Source organism: Acinetobacter sp. A2 (assembly GCF_048537555.1).
Lineage (GTDB): Bacteria > Pseudomonadota > Gammaproteobacteria > Pseudomonadales > Moraxellaceae > Acinetobacter.
This window is the reverse complement of record NZ_CP183239.1, coordinates 2,326,403-2,344,979: the sequence shown is the minus strand read 5'-3', so window position 1 is coordinate 2,344,979 and position 18,577 is coordinate 2,326,403. Positions and strand designations below refer to the sequence as shown.

General features: G+C 41.8%; 16 protein-coding genes and 1 riboswitch. Of the genes, 9 read left to right on the top strand and 7 right to left on the bottom strand.

The features are described from left to right. Positions 1-66: 66 nt before the first annotated feature. From ACNS8M_RS11145 to ACNS8M_RS11125, 5 genes are all read right to left on the bottom strand, one after another. Entirely contained in the window at positions 67-1,512 is a 1,446-nt protein-coding gene (locus ACNS8M_RS11145; protein WP_168542356.1) for a protein adenylyltransferase SelO, read from the bottom strand. Between the two features lie 125 nt (positions 1,513-1,637). Then, positions 1,638-2,804 (bottom strand): acyl-CoA desaturase, encoded by a 1,167-nt coding sequence (locus tag ACNS8M_RS11140; protein WP_168418568.1) that lies wholly within the window; start codon positions 2,802-2,804, stop codon positions 1,638-1,640. Between the two features lie 291 nt (positions 2,805-3,095). Continuing rightward, positions 3,096-3,809, bottom strand: a complete 714-nt coding sequence (locus ACNS8M_RS11135) for a glycerophosphodiester phosphodiesterase (RefSeq protein ID WP_167846257.1) — start codon at positions 3,807-3,809, stop codon at positions 3,096-3,098. Positions 3,810-3,977: 168 nt separating this feature from the next. After that, entirely contained in the window at positions 3,978-4,562 is a 585-nt protein-coding gene (locus tag ACNS8M_RS11130; protein WP_168542354.1) for a cob(I)yrinic acid a,c-diamide adenosyltransferase, read from the bottom strand. Positions 4,563-4,701: 139 nt separating this feature from the next. Next, entirely contained in the window at positions 4,702-6,546 is a 1,845-nt protein-coding gene (locus ACNS8M_RS11125) for a TonB-dependent receptor plug domain-containing protein (protein ID WP_168542352.1), read from the bottom strand. 35 nt (positions 6,547-6,581) lie between these two features. Further along, positions 6,582-6,806: riboswitch (cobalamin riboswitch) on the bottom strand. Positions 6,807-6,998: 192 nt separating this feature from the next. On the opposite strand from ACNS8M_RS11125, the gene ACNS8M_RS11120 reads away from it, so the two are divergent. The 4 genes from ACNS8M_RS11120 (at position 6,999) to ACNS8M_RS11105 (ending at position 10,811) form a co-directional block, all read left to right on the top strand. After that, positions 6,999-7,652, top strand: coding sequence for a phosphoribosylanthranilate isomerase (locus ACNS8M_RS11120; RefSeq protein WP_168418572.1), 654 nt, complete (start codon positions 6,999-7,001; stop codon positions 7,650-7,652). Further along, the gene (gene trpB / locus ACNS8M_RS11115) at positions 7,624-8,868 is read left to right on the top strand and encodes a tryptophan synthase subunit beta (RefSeq protein WP_168418573.1); all 1,245 of its coding nucleotides are present in this window, start codon (positions 7,624-7,626) and stop codon (positions 8,866-8,868) included. Before ACNS8M_RS11120 ends, trpB begins: the two co-directional genes overlap by 29 nt. 141 nt (positions 8,869-9,009) lie before the next feature. Continuing rightward, a complete protein-coding gene (locus ACNS8M_RS11110; RefSeq protein WP_168542350.1) occupies positions 9,010-9,531 on the top strand; it encodes a DUF1543 domain-containing protein in 522 nt (173 codons plus the stop codon). A 287-nt stretch (positions 9,532-9,818) separates the two neighbouring features. Further along, positions 9,819-10,811 carry a DUF2804 domain-containing protein gene (locus ACNS8M_RS11105; protein ID WP_168542348.1) on the top strand — a complete coding sequence of 331 codons (993 nt, stop codon included), beginning with the start codon at positions 9,819-9,821 and terminating at the stop codon, positions 10,809-10,811. Between the two features lie 145 nt (positions 10,812-10,956). Here the strand turns inward: ACNS8M_RS11105 and ACNS8M_RS11100 are convergent, their stop codons facing one another. Continuing rightward, entirely contained in the window at positions 10,957-11,832 is an 876-nt protein-coding gene (locus ACNS8M_RS11100) for a metal-dependent hydrolase (RefSeq protein WP_168542346.1), read from the bottom strand. Between the two features lie 131 nt (positions 11,833-11,963). On the opposite strand from ACNS8M_RS11100, the gene ACNS8M_RS11095 reads away from it, so the two are divergent. The 5 genes from ACNS8M_RS11095 to ACNS8M_RS11075 all read left to right on the top strand — a co-directional run bounded on the left by ACNS8M_RS11095 (position 11,964) and on the right by ACNS8M_RS11075 (position 17,462). Continuing rightward, complete coding sequence (locus ACNS8M_RS11095; protein ID WP_323126717.1) at positions 11,964-13,010, top strand: helix-turn-helix transcriptional regulator; 1,047 nt, start codon at positions 11,964-11,966, stop codon at positions 13,008-13,010. 438 nt (positions 13,011-13,448) lie between these two features. After that, a complete protein-coding gene (gene trpA / locus ACNS8M_RS11090) occupies positions 13,449-14,252 on the top strand; it encodes a tryptophan synthase subunit alpha (RefSeq protein WP_168418578.1) in 804 nt (267 codons plus the stop codon). Further along, entirely contained in the window at positions 14,249-15,145 is an 897-nt protein-coding gene (gene accD, locus ACNS8M_RS11085) for an acetyl-CoA carboxylase, carboxyltransferase subunit beta (RefSeq protein WP_168418579.1), read from the top strand. The genes trpA and accD overlap by 4 nt, the downstream gene beginning before the upstream one ends. Further along, the gene (gene folC / locus ACNS8M_RS11080) at positions 15,142-16,425 is read left to right on the top strand and encodes a bifunctional tetrahydrofolate synthase/dihydrofolate synthase (RefSeq protein ID WP_168542342.1); all 1,284 of its coding nucleotides are present in this window, start codon (positions 15,142-15,144) and stop codon (positions 16,423-16,425) included. The genes accD and folC overlap by 4 nt, the downstream gene beginning before the upstream one ends. Continuing rightward, on the top strand, positions 16,422-17,462 hold the full coding sequence (locus tag ACNS8M_RS11075; RefSeq protein WP_168461650.1) for an SPOR domain-containing protein: 1,041 nt from the start codon (positions 16,422-16,424) through the stop codon (positions 17,460-17,462). Before folC ends, ACNS8M_RS11075 begins: the two co-directional genes overlap by 4 nt. A gap of 151 nt (positions 17,463-17,613) precedes the next feature. On the opposite strand, the gene ACNS8M_RS11070 is transcribed toward ACNS8M_RS11075, so the two are convergent. After that, entirely contained in the window at positions 17,614-18,255 is a 642-nt protein-coding gene (locus ACNS8M_RS11070) for a peroxiredoxin (RefSeq protein WP_168542340.1), read from the bottom strand. Positions 18,256-18,577 lie beyond the last annotated feature (322 nt).

Below are 18,577 nucleotides of genomic sequence, written 5' to 3'. Positions count from 1 at the left end.
CTTTATCCACAGAAAATGTGTATAACTTTGCTGGAGTTTTAAACGTCCTGTTGCTTAAAAATAGCATTAAGATGAGCAACTCACCATCACTTCAGGTACATCACTTGGCAAGGGTGCTAAATCTTCAGGCCGTTCCAACTCGGGCTGTTTGCTATACGGTTGGCTGAGTAGGGTAAATAAACGCTCAACTTCTGAAAAATCATCGCGTTCTGCCTGCTCAATTGCCTTTTGTGCCATGTGATTGCGTAAAATATAGTGCGGGTTGGCCTGTTGCATGGCGGCATCTAAAGTTTCAGTATCTTGATGTTCACGAATCTGTAAATACTGTGCCAAAAAGCTTTCCCACTGACGACGATCTAAACAATCATCCAATATTTCTGTGTATTGTTTATTTTGTAGGCGGATAAAACTTTGAGTGTAATCCAGTTGCTCACTTTGCAAAATGCGTAAGAAGTGGGTTGCGCAGTCAAAACTGTCTTTATGGAAGCTTGGCAGTCCCATTTTTTCACACAAGCCGAGTTTGTAATGTTCTAAAAAAGTTGGTTCAAAATGTTCTAAACATGCTGCCAGTGCTTGTTTCCAGTGTTCTTTCTGATCTTGGTTTTGCTCAAGTGGAATTAAATTATTTAGCCAGACCCATAAGTTCCAGTGCGCTACGCTCGGTTGTTGTTGGTAGGTATAGCGCCCTTGGTAGTCCGAATGGTTATTGATCCAGTTCGGGCGAAAACGCTCCATAAAACCATAAGGGCCAAAATCTAAAGTAGAGCCAGTGATATTTAAATTATCGGTATTCATCACGCCATGCGCAAAACCGACCAATTGCCATTTCGCAATCATCACTGCTGTACGCTGAATGACTTGGGTGGCAAAGGCGAGTACAGGCTGTTCGGCAGTCAAGCATTCAGGGTAGTGCCATTCAATACATTTTTGCACAAATTCAGGTAGTAGTTCAGGTTGATACTGATTGATCCATTCGAAATGACCTAAACGAATATGACAGTCAGAGGTGCGTAATAACATGGCGCCCAGTTCTAGTTTTTCACGTTGTACGCCTTGTGTAGATGAAGTGAATCCCACCGCATTGCTTGAAGGTACACCAAGTGCATTTAAAGCATGGCCTGCCAAATACTCACGAATCACAGAACGCAAAACCGCACGGCCATCACCCATACGTGAATAAGGCGTTGAGCCAGCACCTTTTAAATGTAGGTCAATGGTACGCTGTTGCGTGTCTAGCACTTGTGCAATCAGTAAGCCTCGTCCATCTCCCAGTTGACCAGCCCATTGCCCAAATTGATGTCCTGCATACACCATTGCCAAAGGTGGAAATTCCGGAAATGTGGTTTGGCCGCTGCAAATCTCTACCCAGTGCTGCTGTTCCTCGCTACTCCATTGCAGCTCTTTTGCCAATGCTGCATTAAAGTGTCCAGCTTTAGCACCTTTTAAGGGTAGGGGCTGCTGTTGATGATAAAGGCGAGCGGGCAGTGTGGGATAACGTGAATTAAATTGCATAGTGGGGGAGTGTTTGGCACAAAGTGAGGTTCACTATAGCAAACTTGGGCTTTAAAAACTGTAGTCTAAAAATGCATAAAGCCCTGAACAGGTCAGGGCTTTAGCGGTGTATAAGAACACAGTTCTTATTGTGATACTGGATTCTTTTTCAAGTTACGCATTAGCAAATTCAATGTTTCACGATGGTGTGAAAGACGCTGCTCAACCAACTGGAATTCAACTTTGAGTTTGTCATCCATTTGGTGGATTTTTTCAGCCATTGACGCTTTTTTCGCTTGAATTTCTTGCTCTTTTAATTTTGCCCAATCATTTAAAGTTTGGGTAAATGCATCATATTCTTGCGCAATACGACTTTTCACTTGCACAATGTCATCATTCACATTGTGACCATAAACTGCCAAGTCTTGCTCTGCGTATTTAAAGCGCATTGCCAATTCTGCTTTTTTAATATTAAAGCTTGGAATACGACGTAAATTTTTAGCCAAACCTAACTTAGAGCATGTCCAAATTAACCATTTAGTTGGGTCATATTGCCACCATTTTACGCCATTACGATAATCGTATTGGAAAATATGGTGATAGTTATGATAACCCTCGCCCCAAGTGGCAATGGCTAACCAGAAGTTGTCACGCGCAGTGTTTTCGTCAGTGTATGGACGTGAACCCCACATGTGGCACAGCGAGTTAATAAAGAAAGTGACATGGTGGCTTAAAATCAGACGCATTAAACCGCCCAATAGCAACACACCCCACATATCGCCAACAGCCCAGCCAATTGGCACTAAAATGCCAACATGCACTGCAATTACCATTGGCACGTAATATTTGTGCTGGAACATCACCAATTTGTCATTTAACAAATCTGGCGCATTTTTAAAGTTTGGCTCTGCAGCAGGATAGTCACGTAGCATCCAGCCCATGTGCGCAAACCAAAAACCATTGTTGATTGAATACGGGTCTTTTTCGACATCATCAACATGGCGGTGATGGGTACGGTGACCTGAACCCCAGAACAAAATACTGTTCTGAACGGCAAAAGTCCCCATAATCATCAAAAGAATTTTTAAAGGAAGCGTAGCTTCGTAGGCACGGTGTGCCCATAAACGGTGATAACCTGCTGTAATACCCAAGCTACTTACGCCAAGTAATACAAACATACTGATCCAAGCGGCTAAGCTAAAATCATGGTGATAGGCATACCAAGGAATTGCAATCACGGCAACAATAGGTAAGAAAACCAGTGCAAAGATGGCAATCCAGTTGATTGGGGCTTTGGGTAAGGGAGCATTCATCTCCAACAGCACTCCTAGAACCTTTGGGAGGTATAAGTAGACGCTTAATCCGTTATAAAATCATGATCTGCCCGAAGGAAATGATCATAGTATTAAAGTTTATAGGGATTAATTTTTTCGCATATTAGCATGAGCGTATTCACGATCACAGCATTATTGTACAGTTGTATTGTACTGGGTGGTAACAGAATATAATGGTATTTGTAGGTTTTTACGAAAATGTGCGGTATGACAGCCAAACCAGCACAGAAAATCTGTTATTTAAACATATATATGCGCTTAGCCTGCACTTTACAAGTGTTGCATCATCAGTTTTGGATAATCGGTAATTAACCCCTGAACACCCAAATCTTTAAGTTGTTTGGCGCGTTCAATTTGGTTGACTGTCCAAACACTAATATTCAGTTTGGCCTGTTGTGTCGCTTGAATGAGGGCATCTGTGGCGAGTTCGTTCATCCAGCCAATTTGGCAACAACCTAATACTAAAGCTTGATCAATGGCTTGGTATTGCAAATCATCTTCTACCAACAAACCACGTTTAAAGCGTGATTTTTGTTGTTGTAATGCCCAATGAATTTTAGGATCAAAACTGGTGATGATGGCGTTGTGTTCAAAGCCCTGTAAATGTTGCTCTAGGCTTTGAGTGATTTTTTCGGCATCGGCATGTGAATTAACTGCTTTAACCTCAACCTCAATATGATCAAAATTTTGAATAATGGTCATGGTTTGATTAAGCAGGGGCGTGGTTTCAACTTTATTCCAGTCCGACCACATCACTGCGTGGTTATAATGGTTTAAATCTTCCAGACTACATTCATACAGCGCTTTGTCTTGTCCTGTGGTACGAATGAATTGATCATCATGCATAACCACTAAGGCATTGTCTTTGAGTTGACGCACATCAAACTCAACCGCACGAATGCCAATATTTTGAATATATTCAAAACCACCAAGCGTGTTTTCAGGCGCTTCGCCACGCGCACCTCGATGACCAATTATGCGCATAATGTGCCCATGAATTGAAAGTTTGCTTTCATTTTGCAAGTACGACGTGACAAAGAGATGACATCTCTTATTTTGGTCGGATGATGTAAAATTTCAAGCAGCATCCGACGTGATTTTTTAGATGCAAAATCAGGGCTTTATTTTAGTTTCCGATTTTAGCTTGTAATGTTAGTTACCAATACTGTCATTGATGTTCTTTTGCCATAATACTTCGCTGCCTCCTTCGGCACGTTGCAAGCTGCGAGATGCCACAAATAGCCAGTCAGACAGTCGGTTCAGTAGTTGCAAAGACGGTGCCTGGATATTTTGATCACGGTTGTGTACGGTCATTAAACTGCGTTCTGCACGACGGCATACGGCACGAGCTTGATGTGCATAACTACATGCCAATGTACCTGCAGGCAAAATAAACTCTTTGAGCATTGGCAGGCTTTCATTCATGCGGTCAATGTCTTGTTCTAAGTATTCGATCGCAAGCGGTTGTACGAGGTGGTAATTGGGGATACAGACTTCACCGCCTAAATCGAATAGCCAGTGCTGAATCAGGCTGAGCGATTTGTCCCAAGTGTTTTTGTCTTGAATGTTGCTATGTGTAATTTGTGAGCGCAGTACGCCAATACAGGCATTTAGTTCATCGACATCGCCCAGTGCATGAATGCGTAAGTCATCTTTGGCAACACGTGAGCCATCGCCCAATCCTGTTGTGCCTGAGTCGCCTGTGCGAGTGTAGATTTTGCTTAAACGGTGGCCCATGATCGTTCCTTGTTTGAAAGTGAAAGTTGCGTTTACTTGGTCGTAAGAAATAAAAGCTGGCGCAATAAAAAAAGGATAATGTCGGTCATTACATTATCCATAAACTGCGCTGTTTTAAAGTTTTTGTTGTGATGCAGGTTTAGTAGCGGAAAGTTACCCCTGCGGAAGTGAGGCGGCCGCCGTTGATGTAGTAATAACCTTTATCTTGGTATGCGGTCTTGTATTCAACATCCCCGATATTTTGAATATTGGTAAAGAGTTTGACATTTGGGTTTACATTCCAAAACGCATTTACATCAACAGTTGCATAACCCGGGTTCTTATAGTTTTTATCCCAATCTTTAGATTTGGATTTAGCGACCAAAGATGCGCTAATACCATATATTTCATTTTGTAAGCCAGTTGTTAAAGTAAACCCCTGACGTGGACGACGATTTAAATCTTGATGAGTTGCTTCATTTTGAGGTTTAACGTAACTATAGGTTGCTTTAGCAAATAAATCATCTTGCTGCCAGCCTAAATAAGCTTCACCACCTTGGTAAGTTGCCTTTTGAATATTTGTCAGTTTGCCATTTTTGTCTAAGGCGATTAAATCTTCAACTTGTGTGTAGTAAGCAGATAAACCTGTTTGCAAGCCATATGCTAGATTTTGGTCAAAACCAATTTCATAAGATGTACTTTCTTCGGGGTTCAGATCAGGGTTACCATTCCATGAATTATAAAGTTCATTCAATGTTGGTGATTTAAATGCTGTGCCTACATTTACATATGCGCTAGTTGAAGGCAGTAATTGGTAACGAGCAGCAATTTGACCTACAGTATGCACCCCATATTTTTCATTATCTTCTACACGCACGCCCAGTTGGGTGTTAAGTCTACTTCCGTTAAGTTGATGCTGAATATAATATCCAGTTGAGTCTACATCTTCGTTATAGGGTGTGCCATAAGACAGAATATCGCCATCGAGATTGCGATGAGTCACACCTGTAAGTAAAGTCTGCTGAGGCGTGAAGTTCCATTTACTATAGAGTTCTGCTTCTTGAGTTTTGCTATGTGCAAAGTCGGTTGAATCTTTTTGGTCGACTTCATCCGTAAATTGAGATAAACGTGCATTCAGTTCAAATTGATCAGTCAGGTTTATACGACCACGAAGATTGATAATTTCATTTTCAAAGTCTTGTTTCAGCAATGCACCATTAAATGTATAAGCATCATATAAGTTAGTGCCTTTATTTGTGGTGTAGTCAATTGATGTTGCAAAGTTTTCTTTTTCTACACCAAGTTTGGTACTAAAGCCTTTTTGATCAAAAGAAGCAGTTTCATTGCTATAGGTTTTTTGGTTGTTTACTTTTGTTGCATCAGATTCTAATCGTTGGCCACGAATTTGAGCATAAAAACCGTCTTCATATAAATCAGCGCCGATGACAGATTTATAGGTTCTATTTTCGCCTACTTCACCAGTAATAAAAGCACTTGTTTTTTCAGGTTTTTTTGAAATCAATTGGACTACACCGCCAATAGCATCCGTACCATATAAAACAGACGCAGAACCTTTTAGAATTTCGATTTGTTTGATATCTGTAGTGTCAATAAAAGCAAGATTTGCTGTACCAGAAGATGCATTATTTAATCGTATGCCATCACGTAAAATCAAAGTATGGTCTGATTCAGTACCACGTAAATAAATATCGGCAAGTTGCCCCATACCACCACTTTGAACCATGTTGATGGCAGCATCATATTTTAGCAAATCAGGAAAAGACGCAATTGGCGACTGTTCCAAAATCTTTGGCTCGATAATATTAATCCGCGCAGGCACATTACCAATTTTTTCTTCAGAACGAGTTGCCGTGACCACAAGCGTATCTAAAGCAGCATTCACCACACGCTGATCTTGCGATTCTGCAGCAAAAACTGAAGTTGAAAAACCCATTGCAAGCGCAATTGCGCCCACTAAAGCAGTAGGCTGAAAAAGAGTAGACATGACTTTGCTCCGTACATTCACCCCACGTGAATGATTGAGTTAAGGGCACAACAAGCAGGTCTCCGGACTTCAATGTGCCAAGCATCTTCTAATTTATGATTGCTTCGCTGTATATCCACCTTCCCATATTGTTCATACAGTGGTGTAAATCATAAGATTTAAATTGATATACGTTTCATGGTTACCGTTGCGGGGGCAGTGTTGGACTTTCACCAACTTCCCTAAAGCTCAAAGCTAGGACTCGTTGCATTTGCGCGAAGTATAAAGTCTGTATGCCATTTAAACAACGGAAATGCAGAATAATCCGCCTGAACTTCACTCAACCCCTTAAAATTGCATTACAATGATTCGCCCCAATATCTGATTTTGTTAGTGTGAACAGACAATTTAAAAGTCACGCACAGCAAGATCAGCAAAATGAAAATTGAAAATCAGGATTAGAGTCCAAAACGATGCGTACCCGTGCCAAAATTTGCGGAATCACGCGAATTCAAGATATAAACAGTGTTGTGCATGCGGGTGCAGATGCAATTGGCTTGGTGTTTTATCCACTGAGTCCTCGTAATGTCAGCATTGCTGAAGCAGAAAACCTTGTGCAACACATACCCGCTTATGTGCAAGTGGTTGGCTTGTTTGTAAATGCCAGTGCAGACGACATAGCCGCAGTACTAAAACAAGTGCCTTTAGATATTCTGCAATTTCATGGTGATGAAACACCATTGCAATGTCAGCAAATAGCACAGCAAGTCGGACGCAGATGGTACAAAGCCATACAGGTCAAACCTGATTTAAATGTGTTGGATGCGATAAAAAGCTATCAACAAGCAGGTGCAAGCGCAGTATTATTAGATGCGTGGCATCCTGAGCTGAAAGGTGGAACAGGACACAGTTTTGACTGGTCAAAATTCCCCAAACTCGATATTCCTTTAATATTGGCGGGTGGTTTAAACCCTGCCAATATTGAAGATGCAATTCAGACCACCCAAGCCTATGCCGTTGATGTTAGTGGCGGGGTAGAGTCTGCAAAAGGTATTAAAGACCAACAACTCATAGAACACTTCATGCAAGGAGTCCAACGTGGATCAGCAAAGTACAAATCACAATAATCCAGTGATTGACTATACCCAGTTCCCAGATGCAAAAGGGCATTTTGGGATCCATGGCGGACGTTTTGTGTCAGAAACGCTGATGGCGGCTTTACAAGACTTAGAAAAATTGTATTTCCGCATGAAAGATGATCCGCAGTTTTTGGCAGAATTCGACCGCGATCTCGCCTACTATGTAGGTCGTCCTAGTCCTTTGTATTATGCTGAGCGATGGTCTAAAGAGTTAGGTGGTGCGCAAATTTACTTAAAGCGTGAAGACCTGAACCATACAGGCTCACATAAAGTGAATAACACCATTGGTCAGGCATTACTGGCAAAGTTGTCTGGTAAAAAACGCATTATTGCTGAAACAGGCGCTGGTCAGCATGGTGTGGCAACCGCAACGATTGCAGCCCGCTTAGGTTTAGAGTGCGTAGTGTTCATGGGTGCAGAAGACGTCAAACGTCAGGCCATGAACGTGTACCGCATGCGCTTACTCGGGGCAACTGTTGTACCTGTAGAAAGTGGCTCTAAAACCTTAAAAGATGCCATGAACGAAGCTATGCGTGACTGGGTGACCAATGTCGATTCAACGTATTATGTGATTGGTACTGTGGCAGGCCCACATCCGTATCCACAATTGGTACGTGATTTCCAATCTATTATTGGTCGTGAAGCACGTCGTCAAATTCAAGAGCAGGCAGGTCGTTTACCTGACGCACTTGTGGCTTGTGTTGGTGGTGGTTCTAATGCGATGGGCTTGTTCTATCCATTCTTGAATGATGCCGAAGTGAAAATGTACGGTGTTGAGGCTGCGGGCTTGGGCATTGAAACAGGCAAACACTCTGCGCCATTGAATGCAGGACACGTAGGCGTATTGCACGGTAACCGTACTTATTTAATGTCGGATGCGCAAGGTCAGATTATTGAAACCCATTCTATTTCTGCAGGTCTAGATTACCCAGGTGTAGGGCCAGAGCATAGCTTCTTAAAAGATATGCACCGTGTCGATTATGTGCCAATCAATGACCAAGAAGCTTTGCAAGGTTTCCGTGACCTAACCCGTATTGAAGGGATCATTCCTGCATTGGAAAGTTCACATGCGATGGCGTATGTCACCAAGCTTGCGCCAACTATGGATAAAGACCAAATCATTATTGCGACTGTTTCAGGTCGTGGTGATAAAGACTTAATGACTGTTGCACGTTTAGATGGCGTAGAAATGGTAGATATGTAAATTGCCACATGCTCGAAATAGAGCAGGCTAAATTTTTATTCAATCGTGCTGAAGCAATTCGGCACGATTTTTTAATTGGTTCATTTAAAAATTCTCGCTACTTTAAAACCATTAAAGCTAAAAATTATGTAGGGGGCGGGTATGCCTAGTTTATTTATCGTCATGTTGGGTGGGCGTCATGCACGGGCCAATACCGAAGTACATGATGTGGTACTTGCAGTGGGTGATGCTTTAGAAGAAACCTATCCTCAACTCAAGCAGGCTTGGTTTGCAGAACCCAAAGGCTTACATATTGATGCGTGGGCGCAAATCAACGGTGTGGAGTTTGAAGGCAAATCCTACTATTTAAAATTCACAGATGCACAGCCGAATCAATCTGAAAATCGCCTGTATTTAATTAATTTGGGTGGCTATGATCCGCGTGAATTTGGAGAATTGCATCGTTATGTGTTGGTGGTGGCGCAAAATCCAATGGTGGCAAAGCAATGTGGAAAAGCTTATTTTGCCCAGCACTGGCAAAAACAGCATACCGATCGGGTTTTAGAGGTAGATGATTGTTTGGTAATTGATCAGGTGTACGGTCGCTATGTGCAACTGGTTGAAGGTTCATTTTCAGCTAATCGCTGGGAAAATACGTATCTGACTTTGGATTCAGATGTTTAAATCTTCTTAGATTAGCTTTTACTTTAAAATAGATTGTCTTTTATGGGCAGTTTTAGCTACTGCCACCACTCACGTTGAGTCACTAATGTTGAACTCGCGAGCGAAGTCTGATGAATGTACTTACAAGCATTGTTGATTTTATAGTCACTTGAGTGGCGAAAAAAGAAAACAATCTATGTTTTTATAAGTTTTTCAACAAAATCATAAGCTGCGGGTTTTTTGTACATGCATTTGTAGGCATAATACGACCAAAGATGAATTGTTTTAGACAATAGGGAATGTCTTCAATGGATTTAATTCAGGCGAATGGACAACCGCATTATGGACGTTTTAGTGAACTTCCCAAAAAGATTGATTACCAAGCCTACCAATACAAAACACCGTATGGTGAAGTACTGTCGGGTTGGCGTAAGCGATTAAAATATAAAAAGTTTAAATTTTGTAGCATTCAACATGAGCACTATACCATTGGTTTAGCTATTGCAGATATTGCATGGGCAGGTCATGGCTTTGTCTATATTTATAATCACATGACGAGTGAAGTGCAGGAATGGAATGCGATTAATTTTTTATCCCGCAATACCGTGTTGGATGAACAGCCTTTATTCAATCAAAGTTATTTTGATAAATCTCCATTTCAAATTGAAATTCAACATGCCAATGGTGTGCGCTATATCCGTGTGACCAAATATGGCGAAATTAAACTCAGTGCTCGTATTTTTTGTGCAGGTACAGACCCATTAAGTATGTGTAGCCCGACAGGCATTAATGGTTGGACTTATACCCAAAAACTGACCACGTTGGGTTGTGAAGGGTATTTTGTCAATAAAACAGGACAAACTATTCAATTCCATGAACGGACTTTTGCCTCACTAGATGATACCTGTGGTTTTTTGCGCCCTGAAACAGCATGGTTTTGGTTATCGTGTAATTTTTGGGATACCGAAAACCGCCGTGTGGGGCTGAATTTAGCCTCTGGTGTGAATGAAAGTTTTGGCAATGAAAACTGTTTGTGGATCAATGGCGTGCTGTACCCCTTAACAGATGTGCTGTTCCAACATGAAGATGAGGATTTGTGGAGTATTCGCTCATTGGATCATCAGCTGAATTTAACCGTCAGTACAGGTTGGCGCCGTTATGAAAATCTGAATTTGCGTTTGGTGGGTAGCCAGTTTAGCCAATGGCAAGCCAAAATTAGTGGTACGATTCAGCAAGGCGATACCGAGATCATTTTGCTGAATGAATATGGTTTGCTTGAACAGCATTATGCCAAATGGTAATGCTTAGACTAAACACAACCCTGTAGAATTTTAATCACAATCGCTGAGCTACTGAACAGATATTTAAAATATTGAGAGTAGAGCAGCGATTTTTTAATCTAAGAGATAATTTAAGCAAATGCGTTTTCATGGTGCTGCTTAACGACTACTTCGCAGCTTGCCAAAAAGCTTCACCCGCCTGAATTGGATCATTGGTTTCAGCTAAGGTGTGCAGCCAAACATCGTATTGCGCGATAATCGGGTGTTGGCTAGGGTGAAAATCAGGCTTAAACCAGTCTTGAAATTGTGGTTTCATTTTGCGTAATTTTCCATTTTTACCCAATAGCCATTTCAACCCGCGTGCATTCATCTTTAAGCGTTGTATGCGGCTAAAACCATCGTATCTGAGCATGACATTGGCACGGTAAAGGGTAAACCCAAACATCAAGCCTGTGGTGAGTACCAATGCCATTTTTCGGGTCAGTTCAGGCACATTGCCCACCTGTTGCATCACATCAAAAGCCACATCACGATGCTCCATTTCTTCAATCGCATGCCACGCAAATAAAGCACGGACATACGGATGTGCATCTTTCAGGGTGTCTTTTTCGCCATAAAATGTTTCTGCCATAAGTGCTGTTAAATGTTCAGCCGCCGCCGTCATGGCAATGTTGTATTGAGGTGAGCGATATTTCAGTTCAAACTTAAAAATCTTGTTCAGACGCTGAATAAATTGATCTACCGGCATACCTTGATCTTTCATGACCTGATTCATTTTGTCATGTGCAATGCCGTGTTGCGCTTCCTGCCGAATAAAATCTGCAACGCGTTGTTTAAGGTCTGGGTCTTGAATTTGATCGCGAAACAAACGTACAGATTGAATAAAGTAACGCTCTCCGTCAGGAAAGGTCAGGCTAAGCGCATCAAACATACGTGTCAGAAAAGGGTCACCCGCAAACCAGTAACGTGGAATTTCGCTTAACTGAAAATCAAGATTGCTGCGGACAATAGGCGCAGCATGATATTGGACAAGTGCATTCATTTTATTTTACTAAGCAGAGTCGATCATGTTTGCAGTATGTCGGGCTTTCGCGGATTTGTTTTGACAGAACTTGCCAGTTTTTATACATTAAACGACAAAAGAAAATGATTCATGTCAACATGAGCACACACATTCACGAAATTCAAATTCCAAATGGCTATTATCAGTTATGGCTGCGCTACCTTTCTGAGCGTGGTCTAATGCCTGAACAGCTAGGGTTTTCTGCGGCACAATTGCAACAGTTACAGCATGTCCTGTCATTGCCCTTAGATACACAGTCATCTTATGTATTGTTTACTGAGGTTATTCAGCACAGCATCCATTTTTTGAATTGTCCCCAGCTGATTTTTGAGTTGGCAGCTCATATTCAGCCTGAACATTTTGGTGTACTCGGTTATATGGCCTCGCGTAGTAACAGTGTCGCAGAAGCCATTCAGTACATGATGCGCTTTAGCCGTTTGGTGGTGGATGGTTCGGCTGCTGTACCCATGCGTTTATATCAACAACAGGATGCTTTGTATTTGTCTTGGCCCTTGGTCGATGAAAAATATAGTTTGATCCATGAAATGACCTTTGCTTGTATGGTGCAACTGGCCACTCAAATTTTTGACTTTCAACATTCACCCATTCGGGAAATCCACTTTGCCCACGCCGCACGCATGCCTGTGCGACAGTATGAAAATTTTTATCGCTGTAAAATCTTGTTTAAACAAGCGGAATATCAAATTGTTTTAAATTTAGATAGTTTAACGATTCAACCACGACAGGCAGACCCTTCTTTAATTCATTTGCTAACCAAGCAAGCTGAAGATGCGATTGCATTAAAACCGAATGTCGATAGCGTATTGCAGCAGGTTCAGGAAATGGTGGCGCAATATTTACGTCAGGAAGAAAACATCCCCAGTATTGAGTTTGTGGCGCAGGTGTTGTGTTGTTCGGTGCGCACGTTGCAGCGACAGATTAAACAAGAGGGCACAGGCTTTAAACAGATTATTGAAAAAGAGCGCATGCAGCGCTGTGAGCAGTTGCTTATACAAAATCTGGGGCTGTCTGAAATTGCACAACAATTGGGGTATTCAGATCAATCTGCTTTGGCGCGGGCTTATAAGGCCTACACTGGGCAAACTTTGCTTAAAGCCAAACAGGCTTTACAGCAGGGCGAGTATGAAAAGAAATAGATAGACATTCATTCAAGTTCTAGCCTGAAGAAGCACTGTATTTCAGCCCGATGTGTCATAGCATCACGGAACAATAGCATTGGAAAAATAGCGCTGATCAATCGATTTAAATCAGCTTTTGCAAGGTTGTGAAATGAATGATTTAGAAGCTAAGTGTTTTGTTTATATCATTTTTTAAAACTTTAAATGCAAAATTGGGCAAAATGTACAAACCGATAAGCAGGCCAAATTAGGCATCTTTGATCATTGAGAAAAAAGCGCAAATATTAGTAAATGTAGCCTCGCGGTTGTTCTGAATAAATCGTTTTGCAAACAGAAATACAGCAACCCATGCCAGTGCGCTATTCATTGTGTAAAAAATAGCGTTACAATGGGTCGATTTGTATTTCTACAATAGCAAATGTCTCAGTTTTAATCATTCAAGGAAAATACAACCCTATGTCACGTTTAGCCACACGATTTGCACAGCTTGAATCTCAACAGCGTAAGGCCTTGGTTTCTTATGTTATGGCAGGTGACCCTCATCCAGAAGTCACAGTTCCGTTGTTACATCAAATGGTCGAGGCAGGGGTAGATGTCGTTGAATTAGGTTTGCCGTTTTCAGACCCAATGGCCGATGGTCCAGTGATTGCCCTTGCAGCAGAGCGTGCTTTGGCAGGTGGTACCAGTACGCTAAAGGCTTTAGACATGGTCAAAGAATTTCGTCAAAAAGATCAGGAAACCCCTGTTGTGTTGATGGGATACTTAAACCCTGTAGAAGTGATTGGTTATGAAAAGTTTGTTGAATATGCTAACGATTGTGGTGTAGATGGTGTGCTTTTGGTGGATTTACCACCAGAGGAAGCTCAAGATTTTGACAACATCTTAAAGAAATATGAGATGGATCAAATTTTCTTGTTGGCACCAACATCGACACCAGAGCGTATTCAGTTTGTGGCAAATCAAGCCAGTGGCTTTATTTACTATGTTTCCTTGAAGGGCGTGACAGGCGCAGCAACACTTGATGTTGCAGAAGCAGCAACACGCTTACAACAAATTAAATCTGTTACAAATGTGCCGGTTGGCGTAGGTTTTGGTATCAGCGATGCTGCCTCTGCCAAAGCAATGGGTGCAGCTGCCGATGCAGTCATTGTCGGAAGTGCTTTTGTAAAACAATTTGCGAGCCTTGCCCCAGAACAAGCCGTCATTGCAACGGTTAATAAAGTGAAGGAGCTTCGAGCTGCGCTCGATGAGTTAGTATGAATCAAGAAGTGAAAACAGGGAAAATTCTAAGCCCATCGACGCCGTGGACTGAACGTGGTGTGCCTGGTATTGAAACACCAGATGAACAACAAGCCTTAAAAGCTATTTTCACTGAACCAACAATTGAATGTCCTGAATGTCATGCGTTAGTCACCCGTACCGCAATGTCTTTTAATGCGTATGTATGTCCACAATGTGACGAACATTTACGTATGAAAGCGCGTGAGCGTTTAACTTGGTTCCTAGATCAAGTTCAACAAGAATTAGGTCAAGAATTTTCTGCCAAAGACCCGCTGAACTTTGTAGACAGTAAGGCTTATCCTGAGCGTATGTCTGAAGCACAAAAGAAAACAGGGGAAACTGAAGCTTTGGTGGTAATGCAAGGCTTACTCAAAGAAATGCCAGTAATTGCTTGTGCATTTGAGTTCGACTTTATGGGCGGCTCAATGGGTACTGTTGTTGGTGACCGTTTTGTTCAAGCGGCTGAACGTGCTATTAAACAGAAACAACCTCTAATTTGCTTTGCTGCATCTGGCGGTGCACGTATGCAAGAAGGCATGCTGTCTTTAATGCAAATGGCGCGTACCTCTGCAGCGATTCAGCGTATGAAAGAAGCAGGCTTGCCATACATCGTGGTGTTGACTCATCCTGTATATGGCGGTGTAACAGCATCATTGGCAATGTTAGGCGATGTACACATTGCTGAACCTAAAGCGATGATTGGTTTCGCAGGTAAACGTGTGATTGAGCAAACTGTACGTGAAAAACTGGAAGAACCGTTCCAGCGTGCAGAATACTTGCTTGATCATGGCGTGGTCGATCAAATTGTCCATCGTCATGCATTACGTGATACAGTTTATCGCATTGTGTCGAAACTGATGAATTTGCCTTGAACATAGCACCGCTTGCAACCGATGATTTAAATACATGGCTCAATTATTGGAGCCATGTTCACGTTACGGGTATTGATTTAGGTTTGGAGCGGGTGATTCCCGTTGCCGAAAAACTGGGTGTGACTCAGCCAAATGCCAAAGTCATTACGGTTGCAGGAACCAATGGCAAAGGTTCAACCACTACCACTTTGGCAGCAATTTTAAATGCCCAAGGCTATAAGGTAGGATTGTACCAATCGCCACATATTTACCGCTTTAATGAGCGGGTCAAATTAGCAGGAAACGAAGTTGATGATCAAAGCTTGATTGATGCCTTTGTGCAGGTAGATCAAGCTCGACGCGCCTGTGATCTGAGTTTATCTTTCTTTGAAGCGACCACGTTGGCTGCCTTTGTGATTTTTAAAGCACGTGACTGTGATGTTTGGGTGCTTGAAGTCGGTTTGGGTGGACGTTTAGATGTAGTGAATGTGGTCAACCCAGATGTGGCAGTGATTACCAATATTGGGTTGGATCATGTGGATTGGTTGGGCGATAGCATCGAAAAAATTGCTTATGAAAAAGCAGGGATTATTCGTCCGAACATTCCAGTGATTTTTGCAGGTCAGCAAGATTTACCACAAGCTATTCAAGACAAAGCAACAGTGTGCAATGCGCCGTTATTGGTCTTAAATCGTGATTATTTTTATCGTGATTCTGACGATGGCGAATCTTGGATGTTTGCATCTTCAGGTTGTACCTTAAAACTCCCGACAGGTAGCTTGGCATTAGATAATATTTCTACCGCAGTGGCAGCTGTATTAAATAGTGGCCTTGCGGTTTCTCAAACGGCAATTGCAGAAGGGATTCAAGCCGCTAAATTGGCAGGACGTTTTGAAATTCGTCAAATTCAGGGTAAAACCGTGATTTTTGATGCAGGGCATAACCCGCATGGCGTTGAATTTTTGTTAAAGCAATTGCGCAATTTCTTAAATTACAATAAACAGTACACAGAAGTGGTTGGTGTTTTTTCAATGCTGGCAGATAAAGATATAAATTCTGTCGTTGAGTTATTGAAAGATGCGGTGTTAATGTGGAAAATTGCCGCATTAAATGTGCCACGTGCGGCAGAGATCACGGTTTTAGATCAAGCTTTGCAAGGCGAAACAGTACAACACTTCGACAGTGTGCAATTGGCTTTTAAATCAGCGCTGGATGAAACAAAAAATAATCAGCTGATCTTGGTATGTGGATCATTTCATACCTTAGAAGCGGTATGGGAGTATTTGGAAGAATGTCAATGAATAACAAACAACGCTGGATGGGTGGCGTTGTTTTATTAGGTGGTGGTGTTTTATTGGCAGCATTGCTTTTAAAAGGGCAAGAAGAAATACATCAAAATAATGTCAAAACCCCAAGCCAAGCTGAACAAGTTCAGAATAAAAATGCCAATCAAGCAGAAATGGTGCAATTGCAGCCTTTAACTGTAGATGTCGAAACCGAGCAGCGTTTGCTAGAAGAGCAGCGCCGTGCACGTGAAAAAGCGGTAGCAGAGCAAGAAGCGCGTGCAGCCGAATTTTTGGCAATGCAGCAACAGGCTGAAGCTGAAGCAGCACGTAAAGCAGCAGAAGAATACGCAGCTTTAAATGCCCTGCGTTCAGGTCAGCAGCAAAGCTCAGACAATATTCCACCTGAACTGGTAGAAGATGAACAGGCCAAGCAAAAACGTTTGGCTGATGAAAAAGCCGCTCAGCAAAAGAAGTTAGAGCAGCAAAAGGCAGCAGATGCCAAGAAAGCTGCAGAGCAAAAAGCAGCACAAGAGCGTAGTGCCGCAGAGAAAAAAGCTGCAGATGAAAAACGACTAGCTGAAGAAAAACGAATTGCGGAAGAGAAGCGCAAGGCTGAAGAAAAACGCCAAGCCGATGCAAAACGTAAAGCGGAAGAAGAGCGCAAAGCGGCAGAAGCGAAAAAAGAAGCAGAACGTAAGGCTGCTGAAGAAAAACGTAAAGCAGATGAAAAGCGTAAAGCTGAAGAAGCCGCTAAGAAAAAGGCTGAAGCAGAAAAAGCACGTAAGCTTCTGGAAGAAGGCGATAAGCAGTGGATGGTACAAGTGGCTTTGGCAGCCAACCAAGCCAATGCCGATGCTTTGGCAGCTAAATTAAAAGCCAAAGGTTATAAAGTCACACAAAGTCCAACCTCTAAAGGTGTGCGGATTATGGTAGGGCCATCTAAAGATCGTGATGCTGCAGACGCCACTCGTAAAAAAATCACGGCTGACCCTAGTTTGAATATGAAGTCGGCATGGGTAATTGACTGGGTGCCGTTAGAGAAACGCAACTAATTCTTTTTATAAAGTTGTGGTCTTTAAACAGGATTTAATCATTTGGTTAAATCCTTTTTACACGCTATTTATTTAGACATTAAAAACGCCTATCCGAAGATAGGCGTTTTTAATCATTCTGCTAACTTGTGAATTCAGTGTAGAACTAAAATTAAGAGCGACTTGGTTGTTTGGTCAAACGTAAATACGGTTTGATGGCTTTATATCCGCTTGGGAAGCGTTCTTTAAGTTCAGCTTCATCTTGAATAGATGGCACAATCACCACGTCTTCACCATCTTGCCAGTTAGCAGGGGTTGCAACTTTATAATTGTCAGTCAGTTGCAATGAGTCAATCACACGTAAAATTTCATGGAAATTACGCCCTGTAGATGCAGGATAAGTGATGATCAAACGTACTTTTTTATTCGGATCAATAATGATCAGTGAGCGTACAGTCAGTGTTTCACTGGCATTTGGGTGAATAAAATCATACAAAGTAGACACTTTACGGTCTTGGTCGGCAAGAATTGGGAAATTAACTGTCGTATTTTGAGTTTCGTTAATATCTTGAATCCAGCCTTTGTGAGATTCTGCATCATCTACAGAAAGCGCAATCGCTTTAACATTACGTTTGCTGAACTCATCTTTAAGTTTTGCGGTAAAGCCCAATTCTGTGGTGCAGACAGGGGTATAGTCGGCAGGGTGTGAAAATAAAATCCCCCAGCTGTCACCTAAAAACTCATAAAAATCAATCTGGCCTTCATTTGAATCTTGTGTAAAGTTGGGTGCGGTGTCACCTAAGCGAATGGTCATGCTGTGCCTCTAATGTTTTGTGTTGTAGGTTGAATGAACACTACTATGCGTTATTTCTTTTGCAAAAATAAATAGTGTTTTTGTATGTCCTTATGAATAAATAGAATAAGTGATGTGGTTTTTATTGCATTTTCAAAATAGATTCATGTGCTATTGCTATATATCGGCCGCTCGAAATTTGTTACATTAACTGCCACTTAGCAGCGAGAAATGGCAAGTAGAGATTGGAATTTTTAATAGGTTTTTGTGCAAAACCCTTGTACTTCAAATTTCTAGCACCATAATAACCACTAAGAAAAACCTATTTATTTGACAAGCAAGA